This window comes from Streptomyces sp. SID10853, from assembly GCF_010548145.1.
Taxonomy (GTDB): domain Bacteria; phylum Actinomycetota; class Actinomycetes; order Streptomycetales; family Streptomycetaceae; genus Streptomyces.
This window is the reverse complement of sequence record NZ_JAAGLN010000068.1, coordinates 1-19,503: the sequence shown is the minus strand read 5'-3', so window position 1 is coordinate 19,503 and position 19,503 is coordinate 1. Positions and strand designations below refer to the sequence as shown.

17 protein-coding genes are annotated in these 19,503 nt (G+C 70.2%); 7 read left to right on the top strand and 10 right to left on the bottom strand.

Annotation, left to right across the window (positions count from 1 at the left end):
- Window positions 1-79: 79 nt before the first annotated feature.
- Genes G3I19_RS15800 through coxB form a run of 3 tightly spaced genes read right to left on the bottom strand, consistent with a single transcriptional unit; the run spans window position 80 to window position 3,173 of the window.
- Window positions 80-478 carry a cytochrome c oxidase subunit 4 gene (locus G3I19_RS15800; protein ID WP_164264238.1) on the bottom strand — a complete coding sequence of 133 codons (399 nt, stop codon included), beginning with the start codon at window positions 476-478 and terminating at the stop codon, window positions 80-82.
- Window positions 475-2,211, bottom strand: coding sequence for a cytochrome c oxidase subunit I (gene ctaD / locus G3I19_RS15795; protein ID WP_164264237.1), 1,737 nt, complete (start codon window positions 2,209-2,211; stop codon window positions 475-477). Before ctaD ends, G3I19_RS15800 begins: the two co-directional genes overlap by 4 nt.
- The gene (gene coxB / locus G3I19_RS15790; protein WP_164264236.1) at window positions 2,208-3,173 is read right to left on the bottom strand and encodes a cytochrome c oxidase subunit II; all 966 of its coding nucleotides are present in this window, start codon (window positions 3,171-3,173) and stop codon (window positions 2,208-2,210) included. Before coxB ends, ctaD begins: the two co-directional genes overlap by 4 nt.
- A 261-nt stretch (window positions 3,174-3,434) precedes the next feature.
- Here coxB and G3I19_RS15785 point away from each other — a divergent pair, with 261 nt between their 5' ends.
- Complete coding sequence (locus G3I19_RS15785; RefSeq protein WP_164264235.1) at window positions 3,435-4,889, top strand: cysteine desulfurase/sulfurtransferase TusA family protein; 1,455 nt, start codon at window positions 3,435-3,437, stop codon at window positions 4,887-4,889.
- 72 nt (window positions 4,890-4,961) lie between these two features.
- On the opposite strand, the gene G3I19_RS15780 is transcribed toward G3I19_RS15785, so the two are convergent.
- Window positions 4,962-5,936: a carbohydrate kinase family protein gene (locus tag G3I19_RS15780; RefSeq protein WP_164264234.1), complete on the bottom strand. Its 975-nt coding sequence runs from the start codon at window positions 5,934-5,936 to the stop codon at window positions 4,962-4,964.
- Window positions 5,937-6,064: 128 nt separating this feature from the next.
- On the opposite strand from G3I19_RS15780, the gene G3I19_RS15775 reads away from it, so the two are divergent.
- Both G3I19_RS15775 and G3I19_RS15770 read left to right on the top strand, forming a co-directional pair.
- Window positions 6,065-6,277, top strand: coding sequence for a hypothetical protein (locus G3I19_RS15775; protein ID WP_164264233.1), 213 nt, complete (start codon window positions 6,065-6,067; stop codon window positions 6,275-6,277).
- Window positions 6,278-6,431: 154 nt separating this feature from the next.
- A complete protein-coding gene (locus G3I19_RS15770; protein ID WP_164264232.1) occupies window positions 6,432-7,940 on the top strand; it encodes a hypothetical protein in 1,509 nt (502 codons plus the stop codon).
- A 105-nt stretch (window positions 7,941-8,045) separates the two neighbouring features.
- Here the strand turns inward: G3I19_RS15770 and G3I19_RS15765 are convergent, their stop codons facing one another.
- On the bottom strand, window positions 8,046-8,402 hold the full coding sequence (locus G3I19_RS15765) for an iron-sulfur cluster assembly accessory protein (RefSeq protein WP_164264231.1): 357 nt from the start codon (window positions 8,400-8,402) through the stop codon (window positions 8,046-8,048).
- Between the two features lie 312 nt (window positions 8,403-8,714).
- Between G3I19_RS15765 and nadA the strand changes: the two genes are divergently transcribed.
- Entirely contained in the window at window positions 8,715-9,905 is a 1,191-nt protein-coding gene (gene nadA / locus G3I19_RS15760) for a quinolinate synthase NadA (protein WP_164264230.1), read from the top strand.
- Between the two features lie 69 nt (window positions 9,906-9,974).
- On the opposite strand, the gene G3I19_RS15755 is transcribed toward nadA, so the two are convergent.
- The 5 genes from G3I19_RS15755 to G3I19_RS15735 all read right to left on the bottom strand — a co-directional run bounded on the left by G3I19_RS15755 (window position 9,975) and on the right by G3I19_RS15735 (window position 16,573).
- The gene (locus G3I19_RS15755; protein WP_164264229.1) at window positions 9,975-13,157 is read right to left on the bottom strand and encodes an efflux RND transporter permease subunit; all 3,183 of its coding nucleotides are present in this window, start codon (window positions 13,155-13,157) and stop codon (window positions 9,975-9,977) included.
- 152 nt (window positions 13,158-13,309) lie between these two features.
- Complete coding sequence (locus G3I19_RS15750) at window positions 13,310-13,990, bottom strand: response regulator transcription factor (protein ID WP_164264228.1); 681 nt, start codon at window positions 13,988-13,990, stop codon at window positions 13,310-13,312.
- Window positions 13,987-15,213, bottom strand: a complete 1,227-nt coding sequence (locus G3I19_RS15745; RefSeq protein WP_164264251.1) for a sensor histidine kinase — start codon at window positions 15,211-15,213, stop codon at window positions 13,987-13,989. The genes G3I19_RS15750 and G3I19_RS15745 overlap by 4 nt, the downstream gene beginning before the upstream one ends.
- A 220-nt stretch (window positions 15,214-15,433) precedes the next feature.
- The gene (locus tag G3I19_RS15740; RefSeq protein WP_164264227.1) at window positions 15,434-15,712 is read right to left on the bottom strand and encodes a hypothetical protein; all 279 of its coding nucleotides are present in this window, start codon (window positions 15,710-15,712) and stop codon (window positions 15,434-15,436) included.
- Between the two features lie 9 nt (window positions 15,713-15,721).
- Window positions 15,722-16,573: a PspA/IM30 family protein gene (locus tag G3I19_RS15735; protein ID WP_203599632.1), complete on the bottom strand. Its 852-nt coding sequence runs from the start codon at window positions 16,571-16,573 to the stop codon at window positions 15,722-15,724.
- A gap of 207 nt (window positions 16,574-16,780) precedes the next feature.
- On the opposite strand from G3I19_RS15735, the gene G3I19_RS15730 reads away from it, so the two are divergent.
- From G3I19_RS15730 to G3I19_RS15720, 3 genes are all read left to right on the top strand, one after another.
- Entirely contained in the window at window positions 16,781-17,374 is a 594-nt protein-coding gene (locus G3I19_RS15730) for a DUF3043 domain-containing protein (RefSeq protein ID WP_164264225.1), read from the top strand.
- 59 nt (window positions 17,375-17,433) lie between these two features.
- On the top strand, window positions 17,434-18,168 hold the full coding sequence (locus G3I19_RS15725; protein ID WP_164264250.1) for a methyltransferase domain-containing protein: 735 nt from the start codon (window positions 17,434-17,436) through the stop codon (window positions 18,166-18,168).
- Between the two features lie 91 nt (window positions 18,169-18,259).
- A complete protein-coding gene (locus G3I19_RS15720) occupies window positions 18,260-19,387 on the top strand; it encodes a trypsin-like peptidase domain-containing protein (protein WP_164264224.1) in 1,128 nt (375 codons plus the stop codon).
- Window positions 19,388-19,503: the final 116 nt, after the last annotated feature.

Sequence of the window (19,503 nt, the reverse complement as noted above, 5' to 3'; positions counted from 1 at the left end):
GATGACTGCAAATGAGGAGGCCCGGACACCTGATCGGCGTCCGGGCCTCCCCGTTCGGTCCAGCGGTGGGGCGCAGCCCCTACTGGTTCTGGTTCTCTCCGCGGTAGAACTCGAAGACCCAGCCCCAGAGGCCGACCACGACGAGCGGTGCCGAGAAGTACAGCAGCCACCAGCCCATGGCGATGGCGAGGAAGGCGAGCGCGCCGCCGATGGCGAGCGAGATCGGCTGCCAGCTGTGCGGGGCGAAGAAGCCCACCTCACCGGCGTCGTCCGCGACGTCGGCCTCCTTGTTGTCCATCGCGCCGGCGTCGATCCGCCTGGCCGTGAAGGCCAGGTAGAAGCCGATCATGATGCTCAGCCCGAAGGCCATGAAGAGGGCCGTCGTTCCGGCTGCCTCCTTCGACCACACGCCGTAGACGACCGCCACGGCGAGGATGAAGACGGCCAGCCAGATGAACATCTTGCCTTGGACCTTCACTTGCCTGCCTCCTTGCCACCGGACAGGACCTTGTCACCGGCGCCGTGGTTCTCGAGCTGGTCGAGAGCCGCGATCTCCGGGTGGTGCAGGTCGAACGCCGGGGATTCGGAGCGGATCCTCGGGAGGGTCGTGAAGTTGTGCCGGGGCGGCGGGCAGGAGGTCGCCCATTCGAGCGAGCGGCCGTAGCCCCACGGGTCGTCGACCTCGACCTTCTTGCCGTACTTGGCGGTCTTCCAGACGTTGTAGAAGAACGGCAGGATCGACAGGCCCAGCAGGAAGGAGCTGATGGTCGAGATGGTGTTCAGCGTGGTGAAGCCGTCAGCGGCGAGGTAGTCCGCGTACCGCCGCGGCATGCCCTCGACACCCAGCCAGTGCTGCACCAGGAACGTGCCGTGGAAGCCCACGAACAGCGTCCAGAAGGTGATCTTGCCGAGCCGCTCGTCCAGCATCTTGCCGGTGAACTTCGGCCACCAGAAGTGGAATCCGGAGAACATCGCGAAGACCACCGTGCCGAAGATGACGTAGTGGAAGTGCGCGACCACGAAGTACGAGTCGGAGACGTGGAAGTCCATCGGGGGCGAGGCCAGGATGACGCCGGTCAGACCACCGAAGGTGAAGGTGATCAGGAAGCCGACGGCCCAGAGCATCGGTGTCTCGAAGGACAGCGACCCCTTCCACATCGTGCCGATCCAGTTGAAGAACTTCACACCGGTCGGCACCGCGATGAGGAAGGTCATGAAGGAGAAGAACGGCAGGAGCACACCGCCCGTGACGTACATGTGGTGGGCCCACACCGTCACGGAGAGGCCGGCGATGGAAATCGTCGCCGCGACCAGGCCGATGTATCCGAACATCGGCTTTCTGGAGAACACTGGAATCACTTCGGAAATAATTCCGAAGAATGGCAACGCGATGATGTACACCTCTGGATGGCCGAAGAACCAGAAGAGGTGTTGCCATAGGAGCGCGCCGCCATTTGACGCATCGAATACATGAGCGCCGAACTTGCGGTCCGCCTCCAGCGCGAAGAGTGCGGCGGCGAGGACCGGGAAGGCCAGCAGGACCAGCACACCGGTCAGCAGGACGTTCCACACGAAGATCGGCATACGGAACATCGTCATGCCAGGGGCGCGCATGCAGATGATCGTGGTGATGAAGTTGACCGAGCCGAGGATCGTGCCGAAGCCGGAGAAGGCCAGACCCATGATCCACATGTCGGCGCCGACGCCCGGTGACCGGACGGCGTCCGACAGCGGGGAGTAGGCGAACCAGCCGAAGTCGGCCGCGCCCTGCGGGGTGATGAAGCCACCGACCGCGATGAGCGAGCCGAAGAGGTACAGCCAGTACGCGAACATGTTCAGCCGCGGGAACGCCACATCGGGCGCCCCGATCTGCAGCGGCATGATCCAGTTCGCGAATCCGGCGAAGAGCGGCGTCGCGAACATCAGCAGCATGATCGTGCCGTGCATCGTGAACGCCTGGTTGAACTGCTCGTTCGACACGATCTGCGTACCCGGACGGGCCAGCTCGGCGCGCATGACGAGCGCCAGCACACCGCCGATGCAGAAGAAGGCGAACGATGTGACCAGATACATCGTGCCGATCGTCTTGTGATCAGTGGTGGTCATCCACTTGATGACGATGTTTCCCGGCTCTTTGCGCCGTACCGGCAGCTCGCTCTCGTAGGAGTCGTCTGCTGCGGCGGCACCCTGAGGTTCGTTGAGGATGCTCACAGGTTGTTCGTCTCCGCGTTCTTGGCGTGGCCAGTCTGCGCGATCCCGGCGGGGATGTAGCCGTTCTGGTGCTTGGCCGCCAGATCCTTGAGGTGCTGCTTGTAGCGCTCCGGGGAGACGACCTTCACATTGAAGAGCATCCGGGAGTGGTCTACGCCGCACAGCTCAGCGCACTTGCCCAGGAAGGTGCCTTCCTGGTTGGGGGTCACCTCGAAGGAGTTGGTGTGGCCCGGAACGACGTCCATCTTCATGAGGAACGGCACCACCCAGAAGTCATGGATGACGTCGCGCGACGTGAGAACGAAGCGGACCTTCTCGCCCTTGGGGAGCCAGAGGGTCGGCCCCGGGTTGCCGGTCTGCGGGTTCCGGGAGGCCGGCGTGCCGACGTCGTAGACGCCTTCGGCTCCCTTGGGGAATTCCTTGGTGAAGCGGTCCGGGATATCGGACAGCTCTGTGGTCTTCGCCGCGTTGCCCGTGGACGGGTTGCCGTCCACGTCCTCCACGTAGTTGAAGCCCCAGCTCCACTGGAAGCCGACCACGTTGATGGTGTGGGCGGGCTTCGAGGAGAGGGTGAGGAGCTTCGACTCATCGCGCGCGGTGAAGTAGAAGAGCACCGAGACGATGATCAGAGGAACCACGGTGTACAACGCCTCGATCGGCATGTTGTACCGGGTCTGCGGAGGTACCTCCACCTTGGTCCGGCTACGCCGGTGGAAGATGACACTCCAGATGATCAGCCCCCACACCAGCACGCCCGTGGCGAGCGCTGCCGCCCACGAGCCCTGCCAGAGGGAGAGGATCCGAGGTGCCTCTTCCGTTACCGGGGTGGGCATACCAAGGCGGGGGAAATCCTTGTACGAGCAACCGGTAGCGGTCACAAGGATCAGGCCCGCAGTCAGCACCTGCGGCAGCTTCCGCCGCATCGGGCGCCGCGACGAGCGGTCGGAGCCGTTGGGACTCACGTAGCGCCTTCCCGAGAGTCTCGCCCGTGCGGCCGGCTGCGGCCGCATCGAGGTCGGTCGCCGGTCCTGCTCCGGGCAGGGGTTTGGATGTTTATGCGGACCAAACCCTACTGGAGGCCATTTGGGGCCGCGCGGGGAGGGTGCCCAACGCGCCGTCCGACACCCCGAAGGGGTGGAATCCCGGCTTCCGGCCGGGATCTGACGAACCCTCCCCGCCGGGGCCGCCCGGGCCGCCGACCACCGGCGGCTAGCGTGGCCGCCGTGTCCTACTTCGATGCCGCCTCCTCCGCACCCCTGCACCCCGTCGCACGTCAGGCCCTGCAAGCCTCCCTTGACGAGGGCTGGGCCGACCCGGCCCGGCTGTACCGGGAGGGGAGGCGGGCGCGGCTGCTGCTCGACGCGGCTCGCGAGGCCGCGGCCGACGCGGTCGGGTGCCGCCCGGACGAGCTCGTGTTCACCTCGTCCGGCACCCGTGCGGTGCACTCCGGAATTGCCGGAGCACTTTCTGGCCGTCGGCGTGTCGGCGGCCATCTGGTGGTGTCATCGGTCGAACACTCTTCGGTCCTCCATTCGGCCGCGGCCCATGAGGCGGGGGGCGGTTCGGTGACCGAGGTGCCGGTCGGGCGGACCGGAGCGGTGGACGCCGGGGTGTACGCGGCCGCGCTGACCCCGGGGACCGCGCTGGCCTGTCTGCAGTCCGCCAACCACGAGACCGGCACCGTGCAGCCGGTGGCCGAAGCCGCCGCCGCGTGCCGGGGCGCCGGGGTGCCGCTGCTGGTGGACGCCGCCCAGTCGCTGGGGTGGGGGCCGGTCGACGGGGACTGGTCGCTGCTCACCGCCAGCGCCCACAAGTGGGGCGGGCCCGCCGGGGTGGGGCTGCTCGCCGTACGGAAGGGTGTGAGGTTCGTCCCTCAAGGCCCGGCGGACGAACGGGAGTCAGGGCGTGCGGCCGGTTTCGAGAACGTACCGGCGATCGTGGCCGCCGCGGCCTCGCTGCGGGCCGTACGGGCCGAGGCCGCGGCCGAGGGGGCGCGGCTGCGCGGTCTGGTGGACCGGATCAGGGCCTCGGTGGGCGAGCTGGTGCCTGATGTCGAGGTGGTCGGCGACCCGGTGCGGCGGCTGCCGCATCTGGTGACGTTCTCATGTCTCTATGTCGACGGGGAGACTCTGCTGCACGAGTTGGATGTGGCCGGTTTCTCCGTGTCATCCGGTTCGTCCTGCACCAGCAGCACGCTGACGCCCAGTCATGTGCTGCGGGCGATGGGGGTGCTCTCGGAGGGCAACGTCCGCGTGTCGCTGCCGCTCGGCACGGCGGAGGCGGAGGTCGACCGGTTCCTGGAGGTGCTGCCCGGGGTGGTCGGCTCCGTACGGGAACGGCTGGGCGCGGGGACCGGCCAGGTGGCGGCGGGCCGGGGCCGGGAGGCAGAGGCAGGCACGGGCGCGGAGCCCGAGGGGGCGACGGCGGCGGAGCCCGCGGCCCCCGGTTCCGCGGCGGAGCTCGTCGTGGACGCGCTCGGCAAGCGGTGCCCCGTCCCGGTGATCGAGCTGGCCAAGGTGATCGGTGATGTGCCGGTGGGCGGGGTGGTGACGGTGCTCTCGGACGACGAGGCCGCCCGCCTCGACGTACCGGCGTGGTGCGAGATGCGGGGGCAGGGGTACGAGGGGGCGCACCCGGTCGACGGGGGTACCGCCTTCCGGGTGCGCCGCGTGTCGTGATCCGGTCCGCCGGGGTGCCCCGGTGCGGCCGGGGCCGGGCTGCTCGACGTGGCCGGCGAAGTGGCCGGCGGGCTACTTGAGGTGGCTCTGGACTTCTTCCGCCGCGTCGTGGCCGTACGCCTTGGTGAAGCGGTCCATGAAGTTGGCGCGGCGCAGGGTGTACTCCTGCGTACCCAGCGTCTCGATCACCAGCGTGGCCAGCATGCAGCCGACCTGTGCCGCGCGCTCCAGGCTCACGCCCCACGCGAGCCCGGACAGGAAGCCCGCGCGGAACGCGTCGCCCACGCCGGTCGGGTCGACCTTCGCCTCTTCCTCGGCACAGCCGACGACGATCGGGGCGCCGCCCTTGGTGTCGATCCGGACGCCCCGGGCGCCGAGGGTGGTGACGCGGTGGCCGACCCGGTCGAGGATCTCGTCCTCGGTCCAGCCGGTCTTGGACTCGATGAGCCCCTTCTCGTACTCGTTGGAGAAGAGGTACGTCGCGCCGGTGAGCAGCGTACGGATGTCCGCTCCGGTCATCCGGGCGATCTGCTGCGAGAAGTCGGCCGCGAACGGGATCGAACGGGTGCGGCACTCCTCCGTGTGGCGGAGCATCGCCTCGGGGTCGTCGGCGCCGATCAGCACCAGGTCGAGCCCGCCGACGCGCTCGGCGACCGACTGGAGCTCGATCTGGCGGGCCTCGCTCATCGCACCCGTGTAGAACGAGCCGATCTGGTTGTGGTCGGCGTCCGTGGTGCACACGAAGCGGGCGGTGTGCAGGACCTCGGAGATCCGGACCGATCCGGTGTCCACACCGTGCCGGTCGAGCCAGGCGCGGTACTCGTCGAAGTCCGAACCCGCCGCGCCGACCAGGATCGGGGCCGTGCCGAGCTGGCCCATTCCGAAGCAGATGTTGGCGCCGACGCCTCCGCGCCGTACGTCGAGGGTGTCGACCAGGAAGGAGAGGGAGACCGTGTGGAGCTGATCGGCGACCAGCTGGTCGGCGAAGCGGCCGGGGAAGGTCATGAGGTGGTCGGTGGCGATGGAGCCGGTGACTGCGATGCGCACGGCGAGGACTCCTGCGGAGGAGGGAGGTTGACACCTCACGCTACCGGTTCGTATCCCCCGGCTCGAAGGGAGGAAACTACCCGATAGTAGAGCTTTCTTCGCAGGGTGGCCGTGCCTACGGTGGCGTTATGCCGAACTCCACCGCGCCTTACCCCGCAGCCCCGTCCGACTCCGGAGCCGACCTGACCGACCTGCGCGGGGACTGCGCGCGCATGGCCCCGCACTGGGTGGTGCCCGTGGGGCCCGCGCCCGTTCCCGTACCCCCGTCCCTGATCCACGGGGTCACGGTGCCGACCGCTTCCGCCCGGCTGATCGACGGCATGTCCGAGTACGGGGACTGAGCGGCTTCACCCGAACGGCCCAAGGGCGGCCAGGAAGCCCCGGCCCGGCCGCCCGAGGGAACCGTGCGCTCCCCCGCCCCGTCCCATCCGCGTTCCCCCGCACGGGGGATCGGCCACACGCCAGTGGACGGCAGCGGAGTCGAAGGAGCATGCGGTGAGCAGCGAGCGACCCGAGCACGACACGGCACGTCCCCGCAGGCGGCGGTCCCCCGCCGTCGTCACCTCGGTAGCGGCAGCGGTGCTGCTGGCGGGAGGCGGCGGAGCCTACTGGGCGGCGACCGCGGCGGGCCATGACAACGGAGGCGCGGAGACCAGCGGCGCTCCCGGCGGCGGCGCCACCGACCCTCCGCCCCTCGCGCTCGACCAGGCGGCGCAGAGCAGCGGCCCCCCGGGCATCGCGCCGGGCGAGCCCGACCCGCGAGGCCCCGTCTACCGCTCCGACGGGACCTTCCCGGCCCCGCCGAAGACCGCCCCGGTGTACCGCGCCGACGGCACCGTCAGCGCCGCCGACGTGGCGCGGCTGGCCGGCGCACTCGGGGTAGCGGGCACACCGCGGCTCGTGGGCACGGACTGGAAGGTGGGCGCGGCCAAGGACGGTTCGGGCCCGCTGCTGCAGGTCCCCAGGCAGGCCCCCGGCAGCTGGACGTTCACCCGGTACGGCAGCGGCGGCACCGACGACTGCCCGCGCGGGAAGAGCTGCGCCACCGGCGGTTCGGCTCAGGACGGCGGTGGGAAGGCGGTGAGCGAGCAGGCGGCGAAGGCCGCGGCCGCCCCCGTACTGAAGGCGCTGGGCGAGAGTGACGCGAAGCTCGACGCGGGCCGGGTGCTGGGTTCGGTGCGGGTGGTGAACGCCGATCCGAAGGTGGGCGGGCTGCCCACGTACGGCTGGACGACCGGGCTGCGGATCGGTGCGGACGGCCGGCTGAGCGGCGGCAGCGGCCCGTCGAAGGCGCCCGTCAAGGGCCCGGCGTATCCGCTGATCAGCGCGGCCGACGCGCTGAAGCGGCTGAACACGCCCGGATCCGGGTCCCCGGGCACCGGGGCCGGGGGCTGCGCGACGATGGAGCCGCTCACCGGGCACGCGGCCACCACCGGCACGAGCCCCGCAGGCGGCACGAGCGCTCCGCCCTCGGCGCCCTGCACACCGCCGTCGTCATCAGTACAGCCGCCGTCATCGCCGTCGAAGGCTCCGGGAGCCGTGCAGGCGGTGACCGTGAGCCATGCGGAGCTGGGGCTTGCGGTGCGACTGGCCGGGGGGCGGCAGATCCTCGTGCCGTCCTGGCTGTTCGAGACGCGGCCCGAGGGGAAGGCCGCTCCCCGCACGGTCACCGAGCCTGCGGTGCCGGACCGCTATCTGGCCAGGCCGACGCCGCCCGGGAACGTCAACCGCCCCGGCGGCTCGGACCAGACCCTGACGGCGTACCGCGTCGACGGACGGGCCCTGACCCTGCGCTTCACGGGGCGGATGTGCGGCAAGTACGGCGTCCACACGACCGAGAGCCGGAGCACGGTACGGGTGGCGCTGAGCGCGCCGGTCCGTAAGCCCGGGACCGTCTGCCCCGACATCATCGGGCCGGTGACCCAGAAGGTGCAGCTGGACCAGCCGCTGGGGAGCCGGCGGGTCGTGAACGCGGCGAACGGTGATCCCGTACCGCAGATGTGAGCCGGGCCCGGAGAGGCCGGGACCGGCAGAGGTGAGACGACAGCGGCGGCGGCCCCGGATGTCCGGGACCGCCGCCGCTGGGCGCCTGCCTTTGTCGGGAAAGGCTCAGCTGAACGAGTCGCCGCAGGCGCAGGAGCCGGTGGCGTTCGGGTTGTCGATGGTGAAGCCCTGCTTCTCGATGGTGTCGACGAAGTCGACGGAGGCGCCGCCCAGGTACGGGGCGCTCATCCGGTCGGTGACGACCTTGACTCCGCCGAAGTCCTTGACCACATCGCCGTCGAGCGAACGCTCGTCGAAGAAGAGCTGATAGCGGAGGCCGGAGCAGCCGCCGGGCTGGACAGCCACGCGGAGCGCGAGGTCGTCACGGCCTTCCTGGTCGAGCAGGGCCTTGACCTTGGACGCGGCGGCGTCGGACAGGAGGATGCCGTCGCTCACCGTGGTCTTCTCGTCCGATACGGACATCTGCTTCACTCCCGGGATGGGGTCTCCCCGCCGAGGCAGGGGAAGTACGGACTGCTTGCCGACCGTTGCAACCGGCAGGGCCACGGATTCATTCCGGGCCTGGCGCTTCTCTTTGCCCCTTCATGCTCGCACACCCCTCGGTCCACGTCACAGAACCGGACCTCCAGGGATACGTCACATTGACGAGATTGGCATCGTCAATGTGACGTGAAGCGGCTATGATAGATAGCGTCATTTAGACGAGAAGGCCCCGGTGTCAGCACCGGCTCCACCGGAGCGGCACAAGCCGCACGTATTTCTTGAGAAGAAAGGGTGCGTGTCGTGACCACCGCCCAGCCCCGTCAGGATCTCGATGTCCAGCCATCGCCGCTCGCGCTGCTGCTGCTCGGCCGTGAGGCCGACCCGAAGAGCGAGCGCGGCGTGGAGTGCCCCGGCGACCTGCCCGCCCCGTCCGACCCGGACCTGGTGGAGCGCGCCCGCGCGGCCAAGGAGAAGCTCGGGGACAAGGTCTTCGTGCTCGGCCACCACTACCAGCGCGACGAGGTCATCCAGTTCGCCGACGTGACCGGCGACTCCTTCAAGCTCGCCCGCGACGCCGCCGCCAGGCCGGAGGCCGAGTACATCGTCTTCTGCGGTGTGCACTTCATGGCCGAGTCGGCGGACATCCTGACCACCGACGACCAGAAGGTCGTGCTCCCCGACCTGGCCGCGGGCTGCTCGATGGCCGACATGGCGACCGCCGAACAGGTCGCCGAGTGCTGGGACGTACTGACCGACGCAGGCGTCGCCGACCGCGTCGTACCCGTCTCGTACATGAACTCGTCCGCCGACATCAAGGCGTTCACCGGCCGGCACGGCGGCACGATCTGCACGTCGTCGAACGCGAAGCGCGCCCTGGAGTGGGCCTTCGACCAGGGCGAGCAGGTCCTCTTCCTCCCCGACCAGCACCTGGGCCGCAACACCGCGGTACGTGACCTGGGGATGTCGCTGGACGACTGCGTCCTCTACAACCCGCACAAGCCGAACGGCGGCCTCACCACCGAGCAGCTGCGCGGCGCGAAGATGATCCTGTGGCGCGGGCACTGCTCGGTGCACGGGCGGTTCTCGCTGGACTCGGTGAACGACGTCCGCGAGCGGATCCCCGGCGTACGGGTGCTGGTCCACCCCGAGTGCAAGCACGAGGTCGTCTCGGCCGCGGACGAGGTGGGCTCGACCGAGTACATCATCAAGGCGCTCGACGCGGCACCCGCCGGTTCGAAGTGGGCGATCGGGACCGAGCTCAACCTGGTGCGCAGGGTGGCCGACGCGCACCCGGACAAGGAGATCGTCTTCCTCGACAAGACGGTGTGCTTCTGCTCGACCATGAACCGGATCGATCTGCCGCATCTGGTCTGGACGCTGGAGTCGCTCGCCGCAGGCAACACGGTGAACCGGATCGAGGTCGACCCCGAGACCGAGAAGTACGCGAAGCTGGCGCTGGAGCGGATGCTGGCGCTGCCGTAGGGGTGCAGGACCACGAAGGGCCTGTCCCGCACACTCGTGCGGGACAGGCCCTTCGTCATGCCAGGCGGGTCAGACGTTCGCCGGCTCCGGCTCGTCCGACGACGAGTCGGCGCCCGACGGGCCCGACGGGGCCGCGCCGCCCGACTTCTTCTCGCGCTTCGCCGCCTTCTTCGCCGCGCGGCGCTCCTTGCGGAGCTCCACCAGCGCGTAGAGCGTCGGCACGAGCAGCAGCGTCAGCAGCGTCGAGGTGATCAGACCACCGATCACCACCACCGCGAGCGGCTGCGAGATGAAGCCGCCCTCGCCGGTGACGCCGAGCGCCATCGGGAGCAGCGCGAAGATCGTCGCCAGTGCGGTCATCAGGATCGGCCGCAGACGGTGCCTGCCGCCCTCCACGACCGCCTCGACCACGCCGAGACCCCGCGAGCGGTACTGGTTGATCAGGTCGATCAGCACGATCGCGTTGGTGACCACGATGCCGATGAGCATCAGCATGCCGATCATCGCCGGGACACCCATCGGGGTGCCGGTGACGAGCAGCAGACCGATGGCGCCGGTGGCCGCGAACGGGATCGAGACCAGCAGGATCAGCGGCTGGACCAGCGAACGGAACGTCGCCACCAGGAGCATGAAGACGATCGCGATGGCGGCCAGCATGGCCAGCGCCAGGTTCTTGAACGCGTCGCTCTGGTCGGACGAGACCCCGCCGATCTCGACGGTGGCACCGCTGGGCAGCGCCTTCTTGACCTCGTTGATCTTGGACTGGAGCGCGGTGGTGACCGCGCCCGTGTTGTCACCGGTCGGCTTCGCCGTGATCGTCGCGGCGCGCGCGCCGTCGATACGGGTCATCGAGACCGGTCCCGGGACCAGCTTGACCGTGGCGATGTCGCCGAGCTTGACCGCCCCGAGGCTGAGGTTCTTCAGCTGGGCGAGGGTGGTGGCCGGCTGCGCCGACTTCACGACGACGTCCCGCTCGGTGTCGTCCAGGATCATCTTGCCCGACGTGGTGCCCTGGACGGCCTGGCCGACGGCCGCGCCCAGCGTCGTCTCGTTGAACCCGGCGGCGGCCGCCTTGTCGTTGGACTTCACGGAGATCCGCGGCACGCTCTGCGACAGGTCGCTCTGTACGTCCTTGACGTGGTCGAGCCCGGCCACCGCGGCCCGCACCTGGTCGGACGCCTTCTTGAGGGTGTCGCCGTCGCCGGCCTTGACCACGACGCTGAGGTCCTGGTCGCCGAAGCCGCCGCCGCTGCCGACACTGGCGTCGCCGATGCCGTGCAGCTTGGCCAGGCCCGACTCGATACGGTCCTGGGTCCTGTCGTAGTCCGAGGCGTTCTTCAGGGTCACCTGGTACGAAGCCTGGTTGGCTCCCGTACTGCCGCCGAAGGCAGCGGCGAAGCCGGATGAGCCGACCGTGACCTGGTAGTCCTTGATCGTGTCGATGCCGTCGAGCACCTTCTCGACCTTCTTGGCCGCGGTGTCGGCGGCCTGCAGGCTGGTGCCCGGGTCGAGCTTCTGGGTGAGCGACAGGGTGTCCTGGTCGCCCTGGTCGAAGAAGTTGGTCTTGAGCAGCGGGGCCATGCCGAAGGTGGCGACGAGCACCACGGCCGCGATGACCAGGCTGGTGATACGGCGCCCGGTCGCGAAGCGGAGCACCGGGACGTAGAAGCGCTGCAGACGGCTGCGCTCCTCCTTCTCCTCGGCCCTGCGGCGCAGCTCCTCCGGGTCGACGCCAGCGGAGCCCTTGGGGGCGCGCAGGAACCAGTACGAGAAGACCGGGACCACCGTCAGCGAGACCAGCAGCGAGGCGAGCAGCGCCGCGGTGACCGTGATGGAGAACGAGCCGAAGAGCTGGCCCACCATGCCGCCGACGAGGCCGATCGGCAGGAAGACGGCCACGGTCGTCAGAGTGGAGGAGGTGACCGCGCCCGCGACCTCACGGACGGCGCTGATGATGGCCGTCTGCCGTTCCTCGCCGTAGCTCAGATGCCGCTTGATGTTCTCCAGGACGACGATCGAGTCGTCGACCACCCGGCCGATCGCGATGGTCAGCGCGCCGAGGGTGAGCATGTTGAGCGAGAGGTCACGGGTCCACAGCACGATCAGCGCCAGCAGCACCGACAGCGGGATGGAGAGCGCGGTGACCAGGGTGGAGCGGAGCGATGCCAGGAAGACCAGGATGACGATCACGGCGAAGAGCAGGCCGAGGGCGCCCTCGGTGGTGAGGCCGGAGATCGACTTCGAGACGGACGGGCCCTGGTCGAAGACGACCGTCAGATCGCTGTGGGAGCCGAGGGTCCTGCGCAGCTCCGGGAGCTTGTCCTTGACCGCGTCGGAGATGGCGACGGCGCTGCCGTCCTGGTCCATCGTGATCGACAGGGAGAGGCTGGGCTTTCCGTCGGTGCGGGTGATCGAGTCCGCTGCCGCGGGCCGCTGGGCGACCTTGGCGATGTCACCGAGGCGGACCGGCTTCGGGGGCCGGCCGCCCGCGGACGCCCCGCCCGGTGCGGCCTGGCCGGTGACGCGCAGGTCCTCGAGCTGCTTCAGCGAGGTGTAGCCGCCGCCGACCTGGACCGTGCGGCTCTTGCCGTCCTCGGAGAACGAGCCGGCCGGGAGCGTGACGCCGCCCGCCTGGAGCGCCTGGCTGAGCGTCGCCGCGTTCAGTCCCGCGGCGGCCAGCTTCTTGGTGTCGGGGGTGACGGTGACCTGGAGGTCCCGTACGCCGTCGACGCTGACCTGGCCGACGCCGTCGATGTTCTGCAGGACCGGGACGACCGAGCGGTCGAGCTGGTCGGAGAGCGCCTGCTGGTCCTTGTCGGAGGTGACGGCGAGGACGACGGTCGGGATGTCGTCGGTCGAACCGGCGACGACCTGCGGGTCGACCGAGTCGGGGATCTTCACCCGCGCCCGGTTCACGGCCTGCTGGACATCGGCGACGAGCTGCTTGGTGCCGTTGCCGTAGTCGAACTGGGCCATGATCACGGCGTTGCCCTCGCTCGCCGTGGAGTTCACACCCTTGATGCCGTCGACGGACTTGATGCTGTCCTCGAGCGGCTCGACGACCTGCTTCTCGACCACGTCGGGGGACGCGCCCTGGTACGGGGCGAGAACCGACACCATCGGAAGTTCGATGGTGGGCAGCAGCTGCTGCTTGAGCTGCGGTATCGCGATCGCACCGAAGACGACGGCGACGATCGATATCAGCCCGATCAGGGCCCGTTGCGCGAGGCTGAATCTGGACAGCCAGGACATGGGGTCTCTCTTCTGTGGCGTGCGAGGCAGGTGGAGCCGAAGGACGAAGGGGCATGTGGCCCACCCCTACCCTCAGCCATCCCGCAGGCCGGATTCGTCGCTCCCAGGTCTCCTACTTATGCGGCGCATACAGCAGGTGGAGTAGGCCGCCGCTACGCCCTCGGGTGGACCAGGCCCGATTCGTAGGCGATTACCACCAATTGGGCCCGGTCCCGGGCCCCGAGCTTCGCCATCGCCCGGTTCACATGCGTCTTGACGGTGAGCGGGCTGACGGCCAGCCGCTCGGCGATCTCGTCGTTGGAGTGGCCGCCGCCGACCTGGACGAGGACCTCCCGCTCGCGGACGGTGAGGGCGGCCAGCCGTCCCGCGTACTCCTGCGGGGCCGAACCGTCCGAGCTGCCGCCCTGGGCGAGGAAGCGCGCGATGAGGCCCTTGGTGGCCACCGGGGAGAGCAGCGCGTCCCCGGCCGCCGCGATCCGGATCGCGTTGAGCAGCTCGTCGGGCTCCGCGCCCTTGCCGAGGAACCCGGACGCGCCGGCCCGCAGGGACTGGACCACGTACTCGTCCACCTCGAAGGTCGTGAGCATCACCACGTGTACCGCGGCCAGTCCGGGGTCGGTGCTGATCATGCGGGTGGCGGCGAGGCCGTCCGTGCCGGGCATCCGGATGTCCATCAGGACGACGTCGGGCGCCTCCGAGCGGGCGAGTGCCACCGCCTGCGCGCCGTCGGCCGCCTCTCCGACGACCTCCATGTCGGGCTCCGAGTCCACCAGCACCCGGAACGCGCTGCGCAGCAGCGTCTGGTCGTCTGCCAGCAACACCCTGATCGTCATACGTCCTCCCCCGCTCCGGCCGTGACCGGCAGTATCGCCTGTACGCGGAAGCCGCCGCCGTAGCGGGGGCCCGCCGAGCAGGACCCGCGCAGCGCGGCCGCCCTTTCGCGCATCCCGATCAGACCGTGTCCGCCGCCGTCCGCCGCCGTGCCGCGCCCGGCGCTCTCCGGACCTGCCGGCCCGGCTGGTCCGTCCGCCCCGTCCGGTCCTGGCCGGCCGCCGGCGCCGTCGTCCAGGACGGTGACCTCCACGGCCGGGCCCACCCGGACCACGCTGACCTCGGCCCGCGCACCGGGCCCCGCGTGCTTGCGCACATTGGTCAGCGCCTCCTGGATGATCCGGTACGCGGCCAGGTCGACGGCCGCGGGCATGGCGGTCAGCTCGTGGGCGCAGGCGACATCGACGGGCAGTCCCGCGTTACGGAAGGTGTCGACCAGCTCGTCGAGCACCGCGAGCCCCGGCGCGGGTTCGGTGGGTGCCTCGGGGTCGCCCGACTGGCGCAGCAGGCCGACGGTGGCGCGCAGTTCGTTCAGCGCGGAGCGGCTGGCCTCGCGTACGTGGGCGAGCGCTTCCTTGGCCTGGTCGGGGCGCTTGTCCATGACATGGGCCGCCACCCCGGCCTGGACGTTGACCAGGGCGATGTGGTGGGCGACGACATCGTGGAGGTCGCGGGCGATCCGCAGCCGCTCCTCGGCGACCCGGCGCCCGGCCTCCTCCTCACGGGTGCGCTCCGCCCGCTCGGCGCGCTCCCGGATGGCGTCGACGAACGCACGGCGGCTGCGTACGGCGTCGCCCGCGGCGGAGGCCATTCCGGTCCAGGCGAAGATGCCGAGGTTCTCCTGCGAGTACCAGGAGGTCCGGCTGAAACACATCGCCGAAGCCGTCAGTACGGCCATGGTCAGCAGCCCGACCCGCCAGGTGGTGGGGCGGTCGGTGCGGGAGGCGACGGTGTAGAGCGCGATGACCGCGCTCATCGCCACCGGCGCGGGCGGCTCCCCGGCGACCAGCTCCACCAGGGTGACCGCGCCGGTCACCGCGAGCACCGGCATCGGGCTGCGCCGCCGCAGCACCAGGGCGGCCGCGCCGACGACCATCAGGACGACGCTGCGCAGCTCCGGGCTTCGGGTGCCGAAGGTCGGGCCGCCGGGGCCGCCGGTGTCGGCGAAGGAGCCGGTGATCATGCAGACGAGCACGGCCAGCGCCAGCACGGCGTCGAGCGCCATCGGGTGGGCGCGCAGCCACCCGCTCGCCCGAGCGTAGCGGGTGGCGGCTTTCGACGAGGGGGTCACGTCCAGCAACGGTACGGCGTGCACCGGCACGGCCCGGACGGGTCACGGTGTGGGCCCGGAACCGGTTACGGCACGGGGCCGGTCACGGTGTGGGCCCGGACCGGTTACGGCACGGGCCCGGACCGGATACGGCACTCTCAGCCGGGGGCCGGTCTCAGCCGGGGATCAGGCCGTCGTCGTTGAGCATGTCCCTGACGTCCGCCAACGTCGCGTCGGCGGGCGGCAGGATCAGCTCGGACGGGGCCAGGGAGTCGTCCGGGAGGGGTGTGCCCAGCTCCCGGACCTTGTCCAGCAGGGCGTGGAGTGTGCGACGGAAGCCTGCTTCGTCGCCGCCCTGCACCTCGACGAGCAGCTCGTCGTCCAGCTTGTTGAGCTCCGTGAGGTGGCTGTCGGCCAGCTCCATCTGGCCTTCACCCATGACCCGTACGATCATGACGCGTCCCTACTGCTTGTCCAGATTCGGATGGGGCCTGTCCTGCGGCTCACTGCCTTCGATGGCCTGCTGGGACCCGGAGGACCCGCCGGCCAGCTCGGCCTTCATACGCTGCAGCTCCAGCTCCACATCCGTACCACCGGAGATCCGGTCCAGCTCGGCGGAGATGTCGTCCTTGCCCATCCCGGACTGGTCGTCGAGGGCGCCCGACGCGAGCAGCTCGTCGATCGCGCCCGCCCTGGCCTGCAGCTGGGCCGTCTTGTCCTCGGCCCGTGCGATGGCCTGGCCGACGTCGCCCATCTCCTCGGAAATACCCGAGAAGGACTCGGCGATCCGGGTCTGCGCCTGGGCCGCCGTGTAGGTGGCCTTGATGGTCTCCTTCTTCGTACGGAAGGCATCGACCTTGGCCTGCAGACGCTGGGCGGCGAGCGTGAGCTTCTCCTCCTCGCCCTGCAGCGTCTGGTGCTGCGTCTCCAGGTCCGTGACCTGCTGCTGCAGCGCGGCACGGCGCGACAGCGCCTCCCTGGCCAGGTCCTCACGGCCCAGCGCGAGGGCCTTGCGTCCCTGGTCCTCCAGCTTGGTGGACTGTCCCTGCAGCTGGTTCAGCTGCAGTTCGAGACGCTTGCGCGAGGTGGCCACGTCGGCGACCCCGCGGCGTACCTTCTGAAGCAGCTCAAGCTGCTTCTGGTACGAGTAATCGAGGGTCTCGCGCGGATCCTCGGCCCGGTCCAGGGCCTTGTTGGCCTTCGCGCGGAAGATCATTCCCATACGCTTCATGACACCGCTCATGGGCTTCGCGCGCCCCCTTCTGACGGACTTCAGCTCCAGCACTTGAACCCACACTACGGGGCCTGCATCCATTACCGCACTGTTCGGGAGCGGATGCGCTCCTCCTCCAGGACGAGCCTGGGTGATCGTGCTCCCGCGCAGGGAGTAGAAGCGCATCGGGGAAAGCCCCCGGACGACCGGCGGAAACGGCGCCGGCGGGCGGCAGCCCCGGCAGACCGTTGCGGGATCGTTCCCCCTCGGTCCTGGTGCCCCGCACCACACCCCGTACCCTTGGGCTTTGTGTTCCGAAGCCGCGCCAATGAAGAGAAGGCCCGCACCTCCAAGGTGACGCCGGACCTCTCCAAGCACCCCCGCGACCCGCAGGCCCCCAAAGGTCGCCCCACCCCCAAGCGGAATGAGGCGCAGCAGCGACGCCGCGCGGTCACTCCCACGACCGACCGCAAGGAGGCGTCCAAGCGCCAGCGCGAGGCCCGCCGTGCGGACATGGCGAAGCAGCGCCAGGCTCTCGCCAGCGGCGACGAGCGTTATCTGCCGGCCCGGGACAAGGGCCCGGTCCGCCGCTTCGCGCGGGACTACGTGGACTCGCGCTGGTGCCTCGCCGAGTTCTTCCTGCCGCTCGCCGTGGTCATCCTGGTACTGAGTGTCGTCCAGGTGCCCGGTATCCAGAGCATCGCGCTGCTGCTCTGGCTCATCGTGATCGTGCTGATCATCATCGACTCGGCCGGTATCTGGTTCCGGATGCGGAAGCAGATGAACGAGCGCTTCCCGAACGAGCCCAAGGGCGGCGCCCTGGCCTACGGCCTGATGCGCACGCTCCAGATGCGCCGGATGCGCCTGCCGAAGCCGCAGGTCAAGCGGGGAGAGCGGCCCTGAGCACGGGTGCCTCCGGGTTCGACGGCGCTTCGGCCGCATGGCTGAAGGGCCTCGGCGGGCTGCGTAACACCGTCCGCCAGGAGCTCGTCGCGCGCCAGCTCGACGAGCAGCTCGCGGCGCGCTTCCCGGTGGGGCAGCGGCTGCGGATCCTCGACGTCGGGATCGGGCAGGGCACCCAGGCCCTGCGGCTGGCCCGCGCCGGGCACACGGTGACCGGCCTGGAGTCCGACCCCGCGATGCTCAAGGTGGCCCGCGACGCGCTGGCCACCGAGCCCGAGGGCATCCGTGAGCGGATGCGGCTGATGGACGGGGACGGCCGGGAGACCGGTGCGCACTTCCTGCCCGGCAGCTTCGACGTGGTGCTCTGCCACGGCGTCCTGATGTACGCCGACGAGCCGGACGCGATGCTGGCCGGGCTCGCCAGGATGCTGGCGCCGGGCGGGCTGCTCTCGCTGCTCGTACGGAACGGCGACGCGCTGGCCATGCGGCCGGGGCTGGCCGGGGACTGGGACGCCGCGCTGGGCGCGTTCGACAGCGCCACGTACGAGAACAGGCTCGGCGTGGCGGCGCGCGGCGACCGGCTCGAAGCGGTCACCGCCACCCTGGCCGGGATCGCGGCGCCCCTGCACGCCTGGTACGGAGTGCGGGTCTTCACCGACAACGTGGGCAATGACGAGGAGCTGCCGTCCGCCCATGAGCTGGACCGGCTGCTGGCGGCCGAGGACCGTGCCGGGCGCACCGAACCGTACAAGCGGGTGGCGGCGCTGCTGCATCTGTGCGGTGTGCGGGGCTGAGGTGCGGCCTACGGGCCGGGGCCGACGGGTCTTCCCCTGATCGGCGGCGCACCGCAGGCAGACCCCACTTGACAAAAGCGACACTACGGACATGGATTCCTCCCGTACCCGCGCCCGTAGCCGTCTCCGCAGCCGTGCGCACCGGCTGCTGCTGCCGCTGACCGCAGGAATCTGTGGCGTCGCCCTGGTCGGCGGCTGCGCAGGTTCCGGCACCTCGTCCGCCCCCGTCGCCGGTTCCGGCCCTTCGTCGTCGCCCGCGACCGGCTCCGGGACCGGCGCGGCCCCGGCCACCGGCGGGGACGCCCTGCAGAGCAACTACGAGCAGGTCATCAAGAACGTCCTGCCCTCCGTCGTCCAGATCGAGTCGGGCAACGACCTCGGCTCGGGCATCGTCTACGACGGCAAGGGCGACATCGTCACCAACGCCCATGTGGTCGGCAAGGCCAAGCAGTTCAAGGTCACATCGGCCACCGGCGGCGGCCAGCTGCACGCCCGGCTGGTCTCCAGCTACCCCGCGCAGGACCTGGCGGTCATCAAGCTCGACAAGGTGCCGTCCGGGCTGAAGGCCGCCTCCTTCAGCCACTCGTCCAAGGTCGACATGGGGACCATCGTGCTCGCCCTCGGCTCACCGCTGGGGCTGTCGAGCAGCGTCACCCAGGGCATCGTCTCCGCCACCGGACGCACTGTGAGCGAGGGCAGTTCGGGGGGCGGCACCGGGGCGACCATCGGGAACATGGTGCAGACATCGGCCGCGATCAACCCCGGCAACAGCGGTGGCGCGCTGGTCGGCCTGGACGGGAAGGTCATCGGCATCCCCACCCTGGCGGCGACCGACCCGCAGCTGGGCAGCGGCGCCGCACCGGGCATCGGCTTCGCCATCCCGGCGTCGATGGTGACCAACATCGCGGGCCAGATCGTCAAGAACGGCAAGGTCACCAACTCGGGCCGGGCCGCCCTGGGGATCACCGGACGCACCGTCGTGGGCGCCGACTTCCAGCCCGCTGGGGTCGCGGTGGTCTCCCTCACGAAGGGCGGCGCGGCGGGCGCCGCCGGGCTGCGGACCGGGGACGTGGTCACCCGGGTGGCCTCCACACCGGTCAAGTCACTGACGGCGCTCTCCGAGGTGCTGGCTTCGTACAAGCCGGGACAGAAGGTGAAGGTCGGTTACGAGCGCGGCGGCAGCGCGAAGACGGCCGAGGTCACGCTCGGCACGATGTAGGCGCGGGGCCGCACACCCGCATGGCCCCGCCGCGGGGCCACACGCCGGACCCCGCCGCGCACCGGACGACGCGAGCACCGGGCGCCGTGCTCCGCGCACCGGGCCCCACCACGCAT